The organism is Microbulbifer guangxiensis (assembly GCF_021729075.1).
In the GTDB taxonomy this organism is placed as follows: Bacteria; Pseudomonadota; Gammaproteobacteria; order Pseudomonadales; family Cellvibrionaceae; genus Microbulbifer; species Microbulbifer guangxiensis.
The window spans coordinates 902,206-920,142 of record NZ_JAJSAQ010000001.1 but is presented as its reverse complement, the minus strand read 5'-3'; the positions used below and the strand labels follow the sequence as shown (position 1 = coordinate 920,142).

The window sequence follows — 17,937 nt, the reverse complement described above, 5'->3', positions numbered from 1 at the left end:
GCCGACCTGCAGAGTTGTGCGATGAAATCACAATTATTTAGCGGAATTTTGCCAGTAAAAACAACGAGAATGATTGCTGTTTAGATTGATCCGCTCGCGACACTGATCCGCTGCCCCATTGCGGGAAATTCCATCAGTGACGGGACAGGCGGTAGCGGATTTCGGTGATTTTTTCTTCCGCCGCTTTGCGGTCGAACTGGTCTTCGACGCTGATGGCAACGTCCTCCTCCAGCCGGTCCAGGTAGGCGTTGAAACAGTGGATATCTTTTTTTCGGGTACAGATTTCTGCGAGGTCACGCAGTGCATTCAGCAGGTGGCGCATGACGACGCCACTCTCGCGGCCATACTCGCGGATTTCATCAAAGGCGGCATTGAGCAGGTCGGTAAAGTCCAGCACGGTGGTGACCAGGCGCAGCTTGCCCTGTTCATCATGGAAACAGTTGGGCAGCTCCGGGCGCTGCAATACCTTGCCGATGCCGTCCACCAATCGGTCGATACAGGAGTAGGCAGTAAACGGGTCGTTGATGCCGGGGGACAGTGCCCGCACGGCGATCTGTGCCATCTGGTGGATGGAGAACACCACATCCTGTTCCGCAGTCGGCAGCGGCCCCATGCTGATGGCGCCGTTGATGGTGGCGCTGATATCTTCACTGTCGAGCTGCCGGGGCGGCTCGTAAATGCGCGCTACCCTGGACCAGTGGTTGATGAAACTGCCCGGGTGCCAATCCAGCCGGATACTGCAATCGTGTTTCTCTGCCCAGGCGATCAGGGCGGACTTGTCCACTGCCAGCAGGTAGCCGCTCTCCTCGGTAAAAATACTGAGGTAATTCTCACCGAGTTTCAGCTTGTCCGGTGGGTAGCACTGCACCCGCTTGTCGAACTTGCGCTCACTGGGATAGTGCTCGTCAATGGCGGCGCTGAATTCCCTGTTGATGTGATAGGTCACGTTGTCCACCTGGATGGAGAGCGCGACGTTGTGGATGAAATAGATCAGGAAGGCAATGCTGATCAGCGACAGGACAAAGGCGGTATGCACCGAGAGATCATGGCTGGCGCCCGGATCCTGCAGCGCGTTGATGCCGCGCAGCACCATCAGCGCATAGATAAAAGTGGCGAGGAATATACCCAGCGCGACCTGGGTACCGCGGTCGCGCATAAAGTTGCGCACCAGCCGCGGACCAAACTGGTTGGAGGCCAGCGTCAGGGCCACCATGGTGATGGAAAAAACTGTACCGGCCACGGTAATGGTGGACGCCGCGATGGTGGTGAGCAGGGAGCGCGCGCTGTCCGGGTCCTCCAGACCCATCCAGCTGAGACCGGGGAGGGTGCTGAGTGTGGTCACCTTATCCAGATACAGCATCAGCTGCGCGAGCCCGATGGAGGCCGCCATCATCAGCGCAGGAATCATCCAGAAGCTGCTGCGCATCCGTTCGCTGATCAGTCGTAGCCTGTGTTGCATGCACGCCCTCGATCAATGCCGGCTTCTGCCGTGGAAAAGTCAGGGCTTAAAGATAGGTCAGTGCGGGGAACGCTGTCGGATGTGGGCCGGCACGGGCCGGGAGTTGGTGGTAAAGGGCAGGGCAGGCACCGGCTGAGAGTCCGGTGCCGGGGGGCTCGGCAGTGTATCAGGAAGCGGAGTAAAACAGCCCGTTGTTGGCTGCTGCCATTACGCCGGCGCCCATGGTCTCGTCGATGATTTCCTGGGTCAGCTCGGCACAGCGGCCACACTGGGAAGAGACACCGAGCTGCCGGCGCAGGGCGCGCACGGAGGTGGTGCCGTCGTACACGGCTTCCTTGATCTGGCGGTCAGTAATGCCTTTACAGATACAGACGTACATCTTTACTCAACCCTGGCGCTCAATTGCCCAAAAAATGACTTGTATGGATCGTATTGAAATTGAGAATGATTGTCAACAAGATTTCACGCGTGCAATATTCAGTCTAGGTGGCCAAAAAGCGACCTGCAGGTCAGCTGTGGACCGTGTTGGTAACCGTGTTCGTAGAAGGGGCGAGGGGACGCTTTGATGGCGGGATGGCACCGGAGCAGGTGTGCCGCTGTGCGGCCGGCGTTCATGCCCGTCCGCTATAGGATTGATATAAAAATTTAATGGGACTCGCCAGACCCCCTGTGTATCATAGCGGACCACTATTGCATCCGATTTTGCTCATAGCGATTGCATATAAAATGATCGCTGGGGCAGGTATTTGATCAACCCATCATTACATTGGAACGAGGAGGTTCTCATGGCAGTTCTGGTAGGCAAGCCGGCTCCGGACTTCACCGCTGCAGCGGTACTGGGCAACGGCGAGATCGTTGAAAACTACAACCTGAAAGAAGCCATCAAGGGCAAGAAAGCGGTTATTTTCTTCTACCCGCTGGACTTCACCTTTGTTTGCCCGTCCGAGCTGATCGCTTTCGACCACCGCTTTGAGGAATTCAAGAAGCGCGGTGTTGAGGTGATCGGTGTTTCCATCGATTCCCAGTTCTCCCACAACGCCTGGCGTAACACCCCGGTGAACGAGGGCGGTATCGGCCCGGTTCAGTACTCCCTGGTTGCCGACGTGAAGCACGAAATCTGCCAGGCCTACGACGTAGAGTCCGAGGGCGGTGTTGCTTTCCGTGGCTCCTTCCTGATCGACGAGGAAGGTGTTGTGCGTCACCAGGTTGTCAACGACCTGCCGCTGGGCCGTAACGTTGACGAAATGCTGCGCATGGTTGACGCGCTGGCGTTCCACCAGGAGCACGGCGAAGTTTGTCCGGCTGGCTGGCAGGAAGGTGACAAGGGCATGAACGCTTCCCCGGAAGGCGTTGCCGCTTACCTGAGCGAGCACTCCGAGAAGCTGTAAGCCTGATGTGACTTTCGGGTCGCAAAGGCGGCGGGTGCGTGGGTGCCCCCGCTTCCGTAAAAACCGCCGCAAGGCGGTTTTTTTATGCCCGGAGTTTGCGGCCGTGGCGGTGTGGTCAGTCGCGCAGTGGCCGTGCGCTGGCGTGAGTTTGCACTTACAATGAGCAACTGTGACGCTGCTGGCCGCGAGAGAATTTTTCGGCGGCCTGCTAGTCTTAGTACAACACAGTGTGTTGCCGCGGCGGCGCGAAGTACGGCATGAAGACTATATCTTTCCTCACCCTGATCGCGACCGGACGCCATGGAGGCGCCCGTTACTGCATCCTCCTGCTGGCACTTTTCTGTGTCTGGACGCCCGTGCGTGCGGCGGACGTGCAGTCAAAGGCCAAGCAGTTTGATCGCTATTTCCGCCAGCTGATGAAGGAAAAGGAGATCCCGGGCGGGGCCTATGTGATCGTCGATGGCGACCAGGTGGTGGCCATGGACACCTATGGGGTCCGCGTCAGGGGCAAAAGGGCCAAGGTGGACCCGCATACCGTGTTCCGCCTGGCGTCGGTTTCCAAGACTTTTGCCGGCAGCATGGCGGCGGTGCTCGCCCACGAAGAGATGTTTGACTGGCGTGACCGCGTCGTCAATTACGTTCCCGATCTGCGCTTCAAGACCCCGTCGCTCTCCCGCGAGCTGCAGGTGGAGCACCTGCTGAGTCATTCCTCAGGCCTGACACCCAATGCCTACGACAACTATCTCGAGGATGACAAGCCGCTCAGCAAGATCCTGCCCAAGTTCGCCAACATCGACCCGCGCTGCAAGCCGGGCAAGTGTTACGGCTACCAGAATGTACTGTTCAGCCTCATCGAGGACGTGATCCTCAAGACCACCGGTGTGAGCTACGAGCGCCAGCTGAGAGAGCGCTTCTTCACCCCCCTGAAGATGGGCGACGCCTCGGTGGGCTGGGAGAGTTTCATGGCGTCCGACAACCGCGCTGCACCCCATGTGCAGACCGGCCGGGGCTGGCGGGCGACCAAGGTGGAGCGGGAGTACTATTACGCGGCGCCAGCTGCCGGGGTGAACGCCAGCATTTCCGACATGGCCCAGTGGCTGAAGGCGCAGATGGGCTACTACCCCAAGGTGCTGTCGCCCGAGGTCATACAGGACATTACCACCGAGCGTGTGTCCACCCAGCGTCATATGCGCCACCGGATCTGGCGTGACCACCTGTCCCATGCTGGTTACGGCCTCGGCTGGCGCCTCTACACCATGGGCGATGACCGCATCATCTACCACGGTGGCTGGGTTGCGGGCTTCCGCGCTGCGGTCGCCTACTCCGAGAAGCAGAAGGTCGGTATCGCCATTCTGATGAATGCAGAATCCCGCGTGATCGCCGACCTGACCGCTAATTTCGTCATCGATATCACCGGCAACGGCAACCTGGCCACGGCGATGGCCAATAAATAGTTCTCGGGATTGTTCCCCTGATCCCCGTTAATGGTGCCCAAAGCTGACTCCCGGGCGGCCTGCTGGCGGGGGTGGGGCTTCAAAACCGCATGAATACCTCCCTGTAGCTCTGTCGATGCCGTCCCTGGCATCGACAGTTTTGAATCCCCACCCCCGCCAGCCGGCCTGCGCAGCGTATTGCGCGGCAGTCGCTCTGGGCCTGACCTGCTGGCGATTGCTTTGTCTTTCTCAGCGATCCGCTAAGGCGTGGTACCCGGTGCGCCCTTTCGAAACCGTCCGCGCCAGGGACGGCGCGGACGGAGCTACAGGGATGTATTCATGCGTTTTCGAAAGGGCGCACCGGGTGCCGTGCCGCCCCGAGGGCCCGAAGGAGTATTCGTGGAGCCCCATGTAGGCCTTGAAACCCCGCCAGTGACCCCTATATCTGCTCCCTGTTCCGAATGAAGTGTACGGGGAGACCAATTTATGACCGTTGAGGCCCACAAAGAGCGCCACGGTTTCCAGACGGAAGCCAAGCAGCTGCTGCACCTGATGATCCACTCGCTTTACTCCAACAAGGAGATTTTCCTGCGCGAGCTGGTATCCAACGCCTCCGATGCCGCTGACAAGCTGCGCTTCGAGGCCCTCTCCAGGCCCGAGTTGCTGGAGGAGGACCCGGACCTGCGTATTCGCATCGAGTTCGATAAGGAAGAGGGCACCATCAGCATCACCGACAACGGTATCGGCATGAGCCGCGACGAGGTGATCGAGAACCTGGGTACCATTGCCCGCTCCGGTACGGCCAGCTTCATGCAGAACCTGACCGGCGACCAGAAGAAGGACGCGCACCTGATTGGCCAGTTCGGTGTGGGCTTCTACTCCGCGTTTATCGTTGCTGACCGGGTCGAGGTCTTTACCCGCCGTGCTGGTGCCGGTACCGACCAGGGCGTGCACTGGGAGTGCAGTGGTGAGGCCGAGTACTCGGTGGAGAACGTCGAGTGGCCGCAGCGCGGCACCCGTGTCGTCCTGCACCTGAAAGAGGACGCGAAAGAGTTCGCCGACGGCTGGCGCCTGCGCTCCATCATCAAGAAGTACTCCGACCATATCGCCCTGCCGGTGGAGATGCTGAAGGAGGAGGCTCCGGCGGCAGAGGGTGAGGAGAAGGAAGACAAGGCCCCGGAATTCGAAGCGGTCAACGCTGCCCAGGCCCTGTGGACCCGCTCCCGCAGCGACATCAAGTCCGAGGAGTACAAGGAATTCTACAAGCACATCGCCCACGATTTCGATGATCCGCTCACCTGGAGCCATAACCGCGTCGAGGGCAAGCTGGATTACACCAGCCTGCTGTACATCCCCGGCCGTGCGCCGTTCGACCTGTACCAGCGTGACGCTGCCCGCGGCCTGAAGCTGTATGTGCAGCGCACTTTCATCATGGACGACGCCGAGCAGTTCCTGCCGCTGTACCTGCGCTTCGTCAAGGGTGTGCTGGACTCCAACGATCTGCCGCTGAACGTGTCCCGCGAAATCCTGCAGAAGGATCGCAACACCGACGCGATCAAGAGTGCGCTGACCAAGCGCGTGCTGGACATGCTGGGCAAACTGGCGAGCAAAGATGCGGACGAGTACCAGAAGTTCTGGGACCTGTTCGGCAATGTCCTCAAAGAGGGTCCGGCAGAGGACTTCGCCAACAAGGAGAAGATTGCCAAGCTGCTGCGTTTCTCCTCCACCCATACCGACGAGCCGAAGCAGGACCAGTCCCTGGAGGACTATGCCGGCCGGATGAAAGATGGGCAGAAATACATCTACTATGTCTGCGCCGACAACTTTGCCACCGCCAAATCCAGCCCGTACCTGGAAGTGTTCCGCAAGAAGGGTATCGAAGTGCTGCTGCTCACCGACCAGATCGACGAGTGGTTCGTGGGCCATATGCACGAGTTTGACGGCAAGCCGTTCCAGGATGTGGCCAAAGGTGCCCTGGACCTGGGCGAGGCCGAGAGCGAGGAAGACAAGGCCGAGCGCGAGAAGGTAGAAGAGCAGGCCGGCGCGCTGGTGGAGCGGGTCAAGGAAGTACTGAAGAACCGTGTAGAAGATGTACGCGCCACCACCCGGCTGGTGGATTCACCGGCCTGCCTGGTGGTCAGCGAGCAGGATATGGGCCCGCAGATGCGCCGTATCCTGGAGCAGGCTGGTCAGGCGCTGCCGGAGGCCAAGCCGATTTTCGAGGTCAACCCCTCCCACCCGCTGGTACAGCGCCTGGACCAGGAGCAGGACGAGGACCGTTTTGCGGACCTGACCAACATCCTGATGGATCAGGCCAACCTGGCGGCGGGCAATCAGCTCGCCGACCCGGCGGACTATGTGCGGCGTCTCAATACGCTGTTGCTGGAGCTGAACGGCTGAGCCGTATCGGCAAATCAGCGGGGAAGGGCGGCCTGGTGCCGCCCTTTTTTGTGCCCTGATGCCGGCTGTTTCTTCCCCCGTCCGATGAAATATCACGCGAATTGTGCGGGAAATGACGTTTACTGGTTGTGAAGTGAACGGAGTCCGCACTTTTTTTCCGGGTTCATTGGGCTGCCTCCTCTTGGCCTCTATAATCGGCCCAACAACGACAACTTCCCTCTGACTTACCCCGGGCTTTTATGACACAGACGGAAACTTCAGCGCCTGTTTCCATTGCCGTACTGGGTGGCGGCAGTTTTGGTACTGCCATTGCCAATATTGTTGCCGGCAACGGGCATGATACGCGCCAGTGGATGCGTGACCCTGAAAAAGCCGCCAGCTGCCGCCAGCTGCGCGAGAATACCTATTACCTGCCCGGAGTGCCCCTGCATCCCGAGTTGACTATCACCAGCGACCTGCAAGCGGCGGTGAAGGACTGCAGGATTGTCTTTGTGGCCATCCCCAGCAAATCTTTCCGGCAGGTGGTCAAGACCGTTGCCCCCATGCTTGCGCCCGGCACCATGCTGATATCCACCACCAAGGGGATCGAGCACGACAGTTTCCACCTGATGAGCGACATTCTGCTGGAAGAGACCAGCGGTATGCGGGTGGGAGTGTTGAGTGGCCCGAATTTTGCGAAAGAAATTGTCGAGGGGCATTACACCGCAACGGTGATTGCCAGTGAGCACGAGGAACTCTGCAAGACCATCCAGAATGTTCTGCATTCCGAGACTTTCCGTGTCTATTCCAGCAATGATGTGTTTGGGGTGGAACTGGCCGGGGCACTGAAAAATATCTACGCCATTGTCACCGGCATGGCCAAGGCACTGGGGCGCGGCGGCAACACCACCAGCCTGTTGATTACCCGTGCATTGGCGGAAATGATGCGTCTCGCCGAGGCGATGGGGGCGGATCCCATGACCTTTATCGGGCTCGCCGGCGTCGGCGACCTGATTCTTACCTGCTCTTCCGACCTGAGCCGCAACTACCGTGTCGGCTACCTGGTGGGCAAGGGGATGCCGCTGGAACAGGCCGTCGCAGAAATCGGTCAGGTCGCCGAAGGGGTGAACACAGTACGCCTGATCAAGCGCAAGGCAGACGAACTCGGGGTGTACATGCCCTTGGTTTCGGCAATTCACGCCATATTATTTGAAGAGCGCCCGATTCCCGAGGTGATCAGGGATCTGATGTCCGGCGCGCAAACTTTTGACGTGGCCTACTCGGCCAAACCCTGATGGTGATCGCACATGGATAACGAAGAACTCAAAAAGAACATTTCCTCCGGCAACCAGTGGATGCGCCTGCTCTACATGGTGCTCTTTTTCATTCTGCTGGAAATCGCCGGCGTAGTGATGCTGGCTGTGGTGGTGCTGCAGTTCCTGTTCGCCCTGTTTACCGGCAGTGCCAACGATAACCTGCGCCGGCTGGGGGACCAGATCGCCTCCTATGTCTATCAGACCCTGCAGTTCCTGATCTACAACTCGGAAGAGAAGCCATTTCCCTTCTCCGAATGGCCGGAGTCGGAGGTGGAAGACCTGTCTGGCTACGAGAGCGCCGAGGAAGTGAATGGCGAAGTCGTGGCAGAAGAAGACGATGAGCGCGAGAGTGAAGATAAAGGGGCGAAGGGTGCCGGTGCCTACGTTCCGGTTGAACTGGAGGCCGAAGACGTAGAAAAGGCTGCCGAGGACGTGGAAAAGGAAAGTGATGCCGGAGCTGGCAGCAAGGGCAGCGGCAAAAGTTCGTCCAAGAAAAATGCGTCAGGCGATAGCGACAAAAGCTGATTTGCCCTGCGGGAGGTAACGGTGAAGCTACTGATTTTGCGCCACGGCCAGGCGGAACCCCATCGGGGTGACGATTCCTCCCGGGAACTCACTGAACACGGCCGCCAGCAGGTGGCGGCCCTGTGTCGGGCCCGGGCAACGGAGCTTGCCGAAGTGCGTGCCATCTGGGCGAGTCCATTCGTGCGCACCCAGCAGACTGCGGCAATCGCGGCAGAACTACTCGGCCTGCCGGTGCGGACCGAGCCGGTTCTGTTGGGTGACACGCCACCCTCGGTGGTACTGGACGCACTCGCGGCAGCCCAGGATTTCCCGCTCCTGTTGGTCAGCCACCAGCCGCTGGTGGGCAGTCTCGTCAATGGCCTGTGCGGTAGCGGTAACCAGCACCCGATGGGCACGTCCTCGCTGGCCTGCCTCAGCGCCGAGGTCTGGGCCAACAACTGCGCCGAGCTGGAGTGGCTGCAGCACGCTGAAAAGTAGGCCCGGCGTTGCGCGCTTTCCCCATGGCCTGAGACCATCGCCGCTGAGCTGCATGGTCATTGCTAGCTGCAAACGTGGCTGGCAGCATGGCGGTTCTTTCTGCTGGACCGTTGCACCATGTCTGAGATTTTCCGGGAAATTACCCTCGAATTCGATGGCCGCGCCATCGCCGCCCGTCGCTACGGCAGCGAGGGGGGCGAGCCGGTGCTGGCACTGCACGGCTGGTTGGACAACTGCGCCAGCTTCGCCAGCCTGGCTCCGCTGCTCGATGGGCTCGACCTGGTAGCAGTGGATATGGCTGGCCACGGTCGCAGCTATCATCGTTCCGGCGATGCCAACTACAACATCTGGGAAGAGGTGGAGGATGTCATCGGCATCACGCATGCGCTGGGATGGCGCCGGTTCTCCCTGCTCGCCCATTCCCGCGGTGCCGTCGCTGCCATGCTCACTGCCGGCACCTTCCCGGATCGCATCTGCCGCCTGGCGCTGATCGATGGGCTGGTGCCACCGCCGGCCAGGGCGGAGGAGGCGCCGGAGAATCTGGCGCGGGCGATCGCCCAGCGGGCCCGATATGCGCACCGCAAACCGCGGGAGTTCGCCACGCTGGATGAGGCCGTGGAGGCGCGCAAGAATGGGATGTTCCGCCTCTCGGACCAGGCCGCGCTGCTGCTGGTACAGCGGGGCACCCGCGACCTTGGTCAGCGCTTGACCTGGAGCAGCGATCCGCGCCTGATGGCCACTTCCACCGGCAAACTCACCAGTCCCCAGGTCCGGGCGTTTCTCGATCGGGTCACCATGCCGGTACGGCTGGTGCTGGCTCGGGATGGAATTCTGGACATGATCGAGCGCATGCGGCCGCTGTTGTCAGGGCGGGATAATATTGCCGTGCGGGAAATGGACGGCGGCCACCACCTGCATATGGAGGGCGGAGCCGCTGAAGTCGCCGATTGGATCGGACCCTTTCTGCGCGGGCAGGAAAGCTGAACGCCTAGAACGGCAGGCGCTTTGAATAACAGCTCGGATCCATTTCACGCACTTCGACCGTCACCGCCGGTACACCGTCTGCGAACTGGCACAGGGTGTTGAACACGGTGGAACTCAACGACTCCCGGTCCCGCTCACTGCGCCCCTCGAACAGGCGCACTTCTGCATGGATGAAACTGCCACCCTTCTCGCCGGCAATAAAGTGGCGGAACGGAATGGCGCGGGTCTTGATGGTGTGTGGGGCGAAAAGCCCGGAGCGGTTCATGGCTTCCTGGGCAGAACTGACCAGGGCGGGGATGGAAATTGATTCCTCGAGTTTTTCGGCGTACTCGATCACCAGGTGGGGCATTGTCTTCACTCCTTGAACAGGGCTCTGGCCGGCGGACACATCCATGTGCCCCAGCATGCAATCTTAGACCTCAGCGGATCAGGGAGAGGAACTCGGTACGGGTGGCCTGCTGGTCGCGGAAGGAACCCAGCATGGCGGAGGTCTTCATCACGGAATTCTGCTTTTCGACGCCGCGCATCATCATGCACATGTGCTTGGCCTCAATGATGACGCCGACGCCTGCGGCACCGGTAACGCGCTGAATGGTCTCGGCGACCTGCACTGTCAGCTGCTCCTGAATCTGCAGGCGGCGGGCAAACATGTCGACGATGCGGGCAATCTTGGACAGCCCCAGCACCTTACCGTCGGGAATATAGGCAACGTGCGCCTTACCGATAAACGGCAGCATATGGTGCTCGCAGAGGGAGTAGAGTTCGATGTCCTTGACCAGTACCATCTCGCTGCAATCGGAGGGGAAGAGCGCATCGTTGACCACTTCTTCCACCGTCTGCTCATAGCCCCTGGTGAGGTAGGCCATGGCCTTGGCCGCACGTTCGGGCGTATCTCTCAGGCCCGGGCGTTGCAGATCCTCGCCGATTGCCTCAATAATTCGCGCGTAATGTTCTTTCATCTGGTCCTGCTGTCTACTTTCACTGCCCGGGGGCGGGGTGCGCTACCCTAAGCGTTTGTCACCTTTGAGTAAAGATCCGGCGCACAGGTGTCGGCGCTCCAGGACTGTTTTACTTTGCGCCAACGCCGGCGGATCACGTGGCGGGGCGTCGCGGGCCTGCTGGCCCGTGCTCTTCAAGGATAGAGCCAATGACCGAAAACCGTGAATCGGCGCCGGGAAACCCGGAAAACCTTCGCGACCTCAGCACTCTGCTGGATTTCGTACGCTGGGGAACCAGCCGTTTCAACGAGGCTGGTCTCTGGTTCGGCCATGGCACCGACAATGCCTGGGATGAGGCACTCACGCTGGTGATGCACACCCTGCACCTGCCGATGGACAGCAAGCCGGAAGTGCTCCAGGCCCGGCTGACCATGAGCGAGCGGCGGGAGGTCATGGCGATCCTGCAGCGGCGGGTGAGCGAGCGGCTGCCCGCGGCCTACCTTACCCATGAGGCCCACTTCTGCGATATGACCTTCTATGTCGACAGTCGTGTGCTGGTGCCGCGCTCACCCATCGCCGAGCTGATTCGCCAGGAATTTCAGCCGTGGCTGACGGTGGAGCCACTGGCGATCCTCGATCTCTGTTGCGGCAGTGGCTGTATCGGTATCGCCTGCGCGGAGACCTTTCCGGAAGCGCGGGTTGACCTCAGTGACATTTCTTCCGGCGCGGTGGAAGTGGCGCAAATCAACATCAACCGGCAGCAGCTCAACGAGCGGGTCCGCGCTGTGCAGTCAGATCTGTTTGCGGGACTGGAAGGGTGCAGCTACGAGCTGATCGTCTGCAATCCCCCGTACGTGGATGCCCGCGATCTTGCCGAGATGCCGGCGGAGTACCAGGCCGAGCCGGAGATTGCACTGGGTTCCGGCGATGACGGCCTCGACTTTACCCGCCGGTTGTTGCGGGAGGCGGCCAACCACCTGCAGCCGGAGGGCATCCTGGTGTGTGAAGTCGGCAACAGCTGGGAGGCGCTGGAGCGCACCTTCCCGGAGGTGCCGTTCCTGTGGCCGGAATTCGAGGATGGTGGTCACGGGGTTTTCGTGATCAGCCGCGAGGAGCTACTCGCCTACCACGCCCACTTCGCAGAAGAGTAATTCCTCTCTTTGTCGGCGGGCCGGGCGAAGTGATCTGTGCTTTTTGCCCGGCGCGCGGCCGCACCGGCGGCTAATCCTTTATAATGCGCGGTTTTCACCCAATAAAAAATCCAGCAGGCAGGGACCTTCGCGTATGTCGGGCAACACCTTTGGCAAGCTCTTCTGTGTCACCACGTTCGGCGAGAGCCACGGTCCGGCACTGGGCTGTATCGTGGACGGCTGCCCGCCCGGACTGGAAATTTCTGTCGAAGACCTGCAAGGGGACCTGGACCGCCGCAAACCCGGCACCTCCCGCTACACCACCCAGCGCCGCGAGGGTGACGAGGTGAAAATCCTCTCCGGGGTGTTCGAGGGTAAGACCACCGGGACCCCAATCGGCCTGCTGATCGAGAATACTGACCAGCGTTCCAAGGATTACGCCAACATCGCAGAACAGGTGCGCCCGGCCCACGCGGATTACACCTACTGGCAAAAGTACGGTGTACGCGACTACCGCGGCGGCGGTCGCTCTTCGGCCCGCGAGACGGCCATGCGTGTGGCTGCCGGTGCCATCGCCAAGAAGTGGTTGCGGGAGCGGCTGGGTATCGAGGTGCGCGGTTATCTTTCCCAGCTGGGACCGATCAAGGTGGAGAAGCTGGACTGGGACCAGGTGGACCAGAACCCCTTTTTCTGCCCGGACGCGGACAAGGTGCCTGAGATGGAGGCCTACATGCAGGCGCTGATCAAGGAGGGCAACTCGATCGGTGCGCGCATCTCTGTCCACGCCTCTGGCGTCCCGGCGGGCCTGGGCGAGCCCATTTTCGATCGCCTGGATGCGGATCTGGCCCATGCCCTGATGAGTATCAATGCGGTAAAAGGCGTGGAGATCGGGGCCGGTTTCGCCTGCGTGGAGCAGAAGGGCACCGAGCACCGCGATGAAATCACCCCGGACGGCTTCCTCTCCAATCACGCCGGCGGCGTGCTGGGGGGGATCTCCAGTGGCCAGGAGCTGATCGCCCATATCGCCCTGAAACCCACTTCCAGCCTGCGCATTCCCGGCAGGAGCATCGATACCCATGGCAACCCGATCGAAGTCGTGACCAAAGGTCGCCACGATCCCTGCGTGGGCATCCGTGCGACACCGATCGCCGAGGCGATGATGGCACTGGTGCTGATGGATCATGTGCTGCGCCAGCGGGCACAGAACGCCGATGTGAAGTCGGGGGTTGTGACTGTCGGCGGCTGAACAATCCGTCGTATCCCTGCGGTTCAGCGTGAAAAGCGTGATGCGAAGGCGGAGTGCCTGGCGAAGACTTTCGAAACCGTCGGCGCCATGGACGGCGCCGCCGGAGCATACAGGGAAGTACTTGTGCGTTTTCGAAAGTCTTCGCCAGGTGCTTCGACGCTACTTCAGTTATGTAGCACTGCTCCTGTTGGACCAAATCGGAGCGGGAGAACCGAAGGTGGTAAACCCCTGTTCCCGTTGCAGGGAGGTGTGGTGGCGGCAAAGCACCTGCACGGGTATTTCGAAACGCTGTAAATACATCCGTGTACGCTCCGTCGGCGCCGTCCATGGCGCCGACGGTTCGAAATACCCGTGCAGGCGCCTTGCCTTCGATTCCGGCTACCGGCTCTCTTCAAGCAAAGGCAGATCTCCAGTTTTTTGTTCTTGTGCTCACGATGTGCTCGGCAGCTTGTTGGTAGTGTCTCGCCTGTTTGGCGGATTGCAGGAGGCAGAAGCAAAAAAGGCGGCCAATGGCCGCCTTTCTTGTCCGTACCCGGAGCCGGTGAAGGCTTACAGGTGCAGGTTCAGACCCAGGTAGGGGCCCTTGATTTCGAGGTCGCTCTGGAGTTCGTCCAGCTCCTGCAGTTCGAGGGACATGCTGCGGTAACCGGCCTCGATGGCGAAGTCCAGCGCGGGTACGAAGTCCCAGCGGACCTTGGCGGTGAAGTCGGTGATGGTGTCACCCTTGTAACCGGTGCCGTTGCCCTGGGCCACGATGGACCAGCCGGTGAAGGGCAGGTCGAAACGGGCCATGCCGTAGGCCATCGGCAGGTAGCCGGACAGTTCGACGGTCTCGGCCTGCAGTGCGCTGGAGACATTCAGCTCACCAGCGTACTGGCGTGCAGTGAGGCCGATGTCGAGGTTCACCCAGTTATCCAGCAGTTCGTAGTAGAGCGTGGCGTCGGTGTGGCTCAGGTTCAGGTCGGCATTTACTTCACTGCCGATCAGGAAGGTCTCGTCACCGAAGGTCACGAACTCATCCAGCTGGGCCATGCCGTCGGTCTCGATGCTGCTGTGGGCAACCAGAATGTTCGGGATCAGCGGGATCGGGTGTTCCAGCGCCGCCTGGATGAAGGTGATGTTGTCCTCAGCGGGCGCAAACTCCTCGATATCGAAGCCGTCGTTGCCGATGCCGCCGGTGTAGGACGGCATCCAGACGCCGGCGCTGGCGTCAAAGCCGAGGATGGTGTCCGCGCTGGCAGTGCCGCTGGCGAGGGCGACCGCGAGGGCCAGGGTTATTTTTTTCATGGTTCTCACTCCGTGTCAGATGTGGCCAGTTCTTGTTTTGGCGCGTAGTTTACTAATTTTTTCATGACGGCGCGGTGTCCAGTGCACAGATTCGGCAATTTCCGTGATCAAGTGCCGGTTTTGGGTGGTTCCTGGTGGCACGCCGTGTCCAGGAGCATCTGCTGCAGGGCGCTGGCGGCATTGCTCAGTGTGCGGGCGCGGTGGTTGATGACCCCGAGGTTGCGCACCACGTTTAACTGCGGGACGGGCAGTTCGGCCAGTGATTCGTCCACCAGCGTGCGCGGCAGTACGCTCCAGCCCAGGCCTACCCCGGCCATCATCTTGATGGTCTCGAGGAAGTTGGTGGCCAGTTTGGCAGTGAGCTTGAGGCCCTGGGCGTCGAATTCCCGCTTGATCAGGCGGCCTGTGTAGGTGTTGAGATCCGGCAGGATGGCCGGATAGCGGGCCAGGTCCGGCAGGTCGAGAGTGGTCATCTGCGCCAGCGGGTGGTCAGGTGCTGCCACCACCACGCAGGGGTCGGGCCAGACCACCCGGGCGTTGAGGTTCGGGTATTCCTTCAGGGCCAGGGTGACCACTGCCAATTCATATTCCCCCGCCATCAGCGCCTCGTAGGCCTGCTCCGAATCCACGAAATCGATATCCAGGGCCACTTCGGGGTAGCGGTTGCTGTACTCCCTGAGTACCGGCGGCAGGTGGTGGAGCCCCACGTGGTGGCTGGTGGCGATACGCAGGCTGCCACTCACCTCGCCACCGAGGCTGCGCAACTCGCGTTCGGCGTCGCTCACCTCGTTGAGGATATGCCGGGCCCGCGGCAGCAGGGCGCGGCCGGCATCGGTCAGCTGCAGCTTGCGACCGATGCGGTCGAAAAGCGGAGTGCCCAGCTGTTGCTCCAGCGCCGCCAGGCGCTTGCTGACAGCGGGCTGGGTCAGGTGCAGGTGCTCTGCCGCCTCGGAGACAGAGCCCTGTTCGGCGATGCTGAGGAAGGCCCTCAGCCACTGGATTTCCATCGTGTTTCACTACCCTGTTGGTGTGCCGGAATATGCATTCCCTTTAGGACTGCTCTTTATAATAAATATAAATTGATGTTATTCAATGCCTCCCCTTAGACTGCTGCCATCCAAAAAAGAGGAGAGACGGCCATGGCCGGGCAGACGCTCTACGACAAACTCTGGCAGGACCATCTGGTCAAGAGCCGCGAAGACGGCACTGCACTGATCTACATCGACCGTCACCTGATTCACGAGGTGACTTCCCCGCAGGCATTCGAAGGCCTGCGCCTGGCGGGCCGCCAGCTCTGGCGCAAGGACTCGCTGGTGGCGACCCCTGATCACAATGTGCCCTCCGAGGCTGCCGAGCGTGCCGGCGGTGTGGCCGGTATCCGCGACGAGGTGTCCCGCATCCAGGTCCAGACCCTGGATGAGAATTGCCGCGACTTTGACGTTGTGCAGTTCGGCATCAATGAACCGGGGCAGGGCATCGTGCATGTAATCGGCCCCGAGACCGGCGCCACCCTGCCGGGCATGACCGTGGTCTGCGGGGACTCCCACACATCGACCCACGGCGCCCTCGGTGCGCTGGCACACGGTATCGGCACTTCCGAAGTCGAGCACGTGATGGCCACCCAGTGCCTGATCCAGAAGAAAATGAAGAACATGCTGGTGCGCGTCGACGGGGAGCTCGGACCCGGTGTTACCGCCAAGGACGTGGTGCTGGCGATCATCGGCAAGATCGGCACGGCCGGTGGTACCGGCTATGCCATCGAATTCGGTGGCTCGGCGATCCGCAGCCTGTCCATGGAAGGGCGCATGACCATCTGCAACATGGCCATCGAAGCCGGTGCCCGCGCCGGCATGGTAGCGGTGGACCAGGTCACACTCGACTATGTAAAAGACAAGCCCTACGCGCCGAAAGGTGCGCAGTGGGAAAAGGCGGTGGCAGCCTGGAACCAGCTGCACTCGGATGACGACGCGGTGTTCGATGCCGTCGTGGAACTGAAGGCCGAGGAAATCGAGCCGCAGGTGAGCTGGGGGACTTCCCCGGAAATGGTGGCACCGGTGAGCGCGACTGTGCCAGACCCGGCGGCTGAGGCCGATGCCACCCGGCGCACGGGTATCGAGCGGGCACTGGAATACATGGGGCTCGAAGCCGGCCAGAAAATTACCGATATCAAGCTGGACCGCGTGTTCATCGGTTCCTGCACCAACTCCCGCATTGAGGACTTGCGTGCAGCAGCTGCGGTGGCCAAAGGTCGCCAGAAGGCGGACAGCGTGAAGCAGGTATTAATCGTGCCCGGTTCCCAGGCGGTGAAGGCCCAGGCGGAGAAAGAGGGCCTGCACGAGATCTTTATCGATGCCGGCTTTGAATGGCGCGAGCCCTCCTGCTCCATGTGTCTGGCGATGAATGCGGACAAGCTGGGCGCCGGTGAGCACTGTGCCTCCACTTCCAACCGCAATTTCGAGGGTCGCCAGGGTTACGGCGGACGCACACACCTGGTCAGCCCCAGCATGGCGGCCGCTGCCGCGATTGCCGGCCACTTCGTCGATGTGCGGGAGTTCACCCGGCAAGAAGCCCTGAGCGGAGAGGAGATTTAACGATGAAAGCCTTTACCCAGCATAAGGGCCTGGTGGCACCGATGGATCGCGCCAACGTGGATACGGACCTGATCATCCCGAAGCAGTTCCTGAAGTCCATCAAGCGCACCGGTTTTGGCCCCAACCTTTTCGATGAGCTGCGTTACCTGGACGAGGGTTTTCCCGGACAGGATTGCTCGAACCGGCCGTTGAACCCGGATTTTCCGCTGAATTTTCCCCGTTACCAGGGCGCCTCGGTGCTGCTGGCGCGGAAGAATTTCGGCTGCGGTTCCAGCCGTGAACACGCGCCCTGGGCGCTGGACGATTTCGGTTTTCGCGCCATCATCGCGCCGAGCTTCGCCGATATCTTCTTCAACAACTGCTTCAAGAATGGCTTGCTGCCGATCGTGCTGGACGAGGACGTCGTCGCTCAGTTGTTTGAAGAAATGTATGCCCAGGAAGGTTACGAGCTGACCATCGACCTGGAAAAGCAGCAGGTGATCAAGCCGAATGGCGAGGCCATCGCCTTTGAGGTTGACGCCTTCCGCAAGCACTGTCTGCTGAACGGCCTCGATGATATCGGCCTGACACTGGAAGACGCCGACGATATCCGCACTTATGAAGCCAAGCGCCGTGAGCAGGCACCCTGGTTGTTTGATGCGGTGAAATAGGTTTTTACGAATCAGTGGCCCGGGCAGTAAGGGCAGGGCCCCGGGCGGCTCCACTGGAGAGGGATCTTTGCCAGACACGCCGTAAACCCATCCCTGGGGGCTCTGCACCGCCATCCATGGCGGTGAAGGTCTGG

16 protein-coding genes and 1 pseudogene are annotated in these 17,937 nt (G+C 60.7%); 11 read left to right on the top strand and 6 right to left on the bottom strand.

Features of this window, described 5'->3' with window-relative positions:
• Positions 1 to 133: 133 nt before the first annotated feature.
• Both LVD12_RS04105 and LVD12_RS04100 read right to left on the bottom strand, forming a co-directional pair.
• Positions 134 to 1,459 (bottom strand): DUF2254 domain-containing protein, encoded by a 1,326-nt coding sequence (locus LVD12_RS04105; protein WP_237065838.1) that lies wholly within the window; start codon positions 1,457 to 1,459, stop codon positions 134 to 136.
• Between the two features lie 166 nt (positions 1,460 to 1,625).
• Positions 1,626 to 1,838, bottom strand: coding sequence for a bacterioferritin-associated ferredoxin (locus LVD12_RS04100; protein ID WP_237065837.1), 213 nt, complete (start codon positions 1,836 to 1,838; stop codon positions 1,626 to 1,628).
• Between the two features lie 406 nt (positions 1,839 to 2,244).
• Here LVD12_RS04100 and LVD12_RS04095 point away from each other — a divergent pair, with 406 nt between their 5' ends.
• From LVD12_RS04095 to LVD12_RS04065, 7 genes are all read left to right on the top strand, one after another.
• Positions 2,245 to 2,847, top strand: coding sequence for a peroxiredoxin (locus LVD12_RS04095; protein ID WP_237065836.1), 603 nt, complete (start codon positions 2,245 to 2,247; stop codon positions 2,845 to 2,847).
• 257 nt (positions 2,848 to 3,104) lie between these two features.
• Entirely contained in the window at positions 3,105 to 4,301 is a 1,197-nt protein-coding gene (locus LVD12_RS04090) for a serine hydrolase domain-containing protein (protein ID WP_237065835.1), read from the top strand.
• A 465-nt stretch (positions 4,302 to 4,766) separates the two neighbouring features.
• Positions 4,767 to 6,680 (top strand): molecular chaperone HtpG, encoded by a 1,914-nt coding sequence (gene htpG / locus LVD12_RS04085; RefSeq protein WP_237065834.1) that lies wholly within the window; start codon positions 4,767 to 4,769, stop codon positions 6,678 to 6,680.
• 239 nt (positions 6,681 to 6,919) lie between these two features.
• On the top strand, positions 6,920 to 7,954 hold the full coding sequence (locus LVD12_RS04080; RefSeq protein WP_237065833.1) for an NAD(P)H-dependent glycerol-3-phosphate dehydrogenase: 1,035 nt from the start codon (positions 6,920 to 6,922) through the stop codon (positions 7,952 to 7,954).
• A gap of 12 nt (positions 7,955 to 7,966) precedes the next feature.
• Complete coding sequence (locus tag LVD12_RS04075) at positions 7,967 to 8,500, top strand: DUF4389 domain-containing protein (RefSeq protein WP_237065831.1); 534 nt, start codon at positions 7,967 to 7,969, stop codon at positions 8,498 to 8,500.
• A gap of 21 nt (positions 8,501 to 8,521) precedes the next feature.
• On the top strand, positions 8,522 to 8,977 hold the full coding sequence (locus LVD12_RS04070; RefSeq protein WP_237065829.1) for a SixA phosphatase family protein: 456 nt from the start codon (positions 8,522 to 8,524) through the stop codon (positions 8,975 to 8,977).
• Between the two features lie 117 nt (positions 8,978 to 9,094).
• Complete coding sequence (locus tag LVD12_RS04065; protein WP_237065828.1) at positions 9,095 to 9,961, top strand: alpha/beta fold hydrolase; 867 nt, start codon at positions 9,095 to 9,097, stop codon at positions 9,959 to 9,961.
• Between the two features lie 4 nt (positions 9,962 to 9,965).
• Here the strand turns inward: LVD12_RS04065 and LVD12_RS04060 are convergent, their stop codons facing one another.
• Positions 9,966 to 10,310: a 5-carboxymethyl-2-hydroxymuconate Delta-isomerase gene (locus LVD12_RS04060; protein ID WP_237065827.1), complete on the bottom strand. Its 345-nt coding sequence runs from the start codon at positions 10,308 to 10,310 to the stop codon at positions 9,966 to 9,968.
• A gap of 70 nt (positions 10,311 to 10,380) precedes the next feature.
• Positions 10,381 to 10,923: pseudogene (gene folE, locus LVD12_RS04055) on the bottom strand (GTP cyclohydrolase I FolE); the annotation flags it as partial.
• A 185-nt stretch (positions 10,924 to 11,108) separates the two neighbouring features.
• Between folE and prmB the strand changes: the two are divergent.
• Together prmB and aroC are read left to right on the top strand one after the other, a co-directional pair.
• Complete coding sequence (gene prmB, locus LVD12_RS04050) at positions 11,109 to 12,050, top strand: 50S ribosomal protein L3 N(5)-glutamine methyltransferase (protein WP_237065825.1); 942 nt, start codon at positions 11,109 to 11,111, stop codon at positions 12,048 to 12,050.
• 133 nt (positions 12,051 to 12,183) lie between these two features.
• Positions 12,184 to 13,275 carry a chorismate synthase gene (gene aroC, locus LVD12_RS04045; RefSeq protein WP_237065824.1) on the top strand — a complete coding sequence of 364 codons (1,092 nt, stop codon included), beginning with the start codon at positions 12,184 to 12,186 and terminating at the stop codon, positions 13,273 to 13,275.
• Positions 13,276 to 13,824: 549 nt separating this feature from the next.
• Here the strand turns inward: aroC and LVD12_RS04040 are convergent.
• Together LVD12_RS04040 and LVD12_RS04035 are read right to left on the bottom strand one after the other, a co-directional pair.
• Positions 13,825 to 14,562, bottom strand: a complete 738-nt coding sequence (locus LVD12_RS04040; protein ID WP_237065822.1) for a TIGR04219 family outer membrane beta-barrel protein — start codon at positions 14,560 to 14,562, stop codon at positions 13,825 to 13,827.
• Between the two features lie 107 nt (positions 14,563 to 14,669).
• Positions 14,670 to 15,569: a LysR family transcriptional regulator gene (locus LVD12_RS04035; protein WP_237065820.1), complete on the bottom strand. Its 900-nt coding sequence runs from the start codon at positions 15,567 to 15,569 to the stop codon at positions 14,670 to 14,672.
• Positions 15,570 to 15,701: 132 nt separating this feature from the next.
• Between LVD12_RS04035 and leuC the strand changes: the two genes are divergently transcribed.
• Both leuC and leuD read left to right on the top strand, forming a co-directional pair.
• On the top strand, positions 15,702 to 17,153 hold the full coding sequence (leuC, locus tag LVD12_RS04030) for a 3-isopropylmalate dehydratase large subunit (protein WP_237065819.1): 1,452 nt from the start codon (positions 15,702 to 15,704) through the stop codon (positions 17,151 to 17,153).
• Between the two features lie 2 nt (positions 17,154 to 17,155).
• Entirely contained in the window at positions 17,156 to 17,803 is a 648-nt protein-coding gene (leuD, locus tag LVD12_RS04025; RefSeq protein ID WP_237065816.1) for a 3-isopropylmalate dehydratase small subunit, read from the top strand.
• The last annotated feature ends 134 nt before the right edge of the window (positions 17,804 to 17,937 follow it).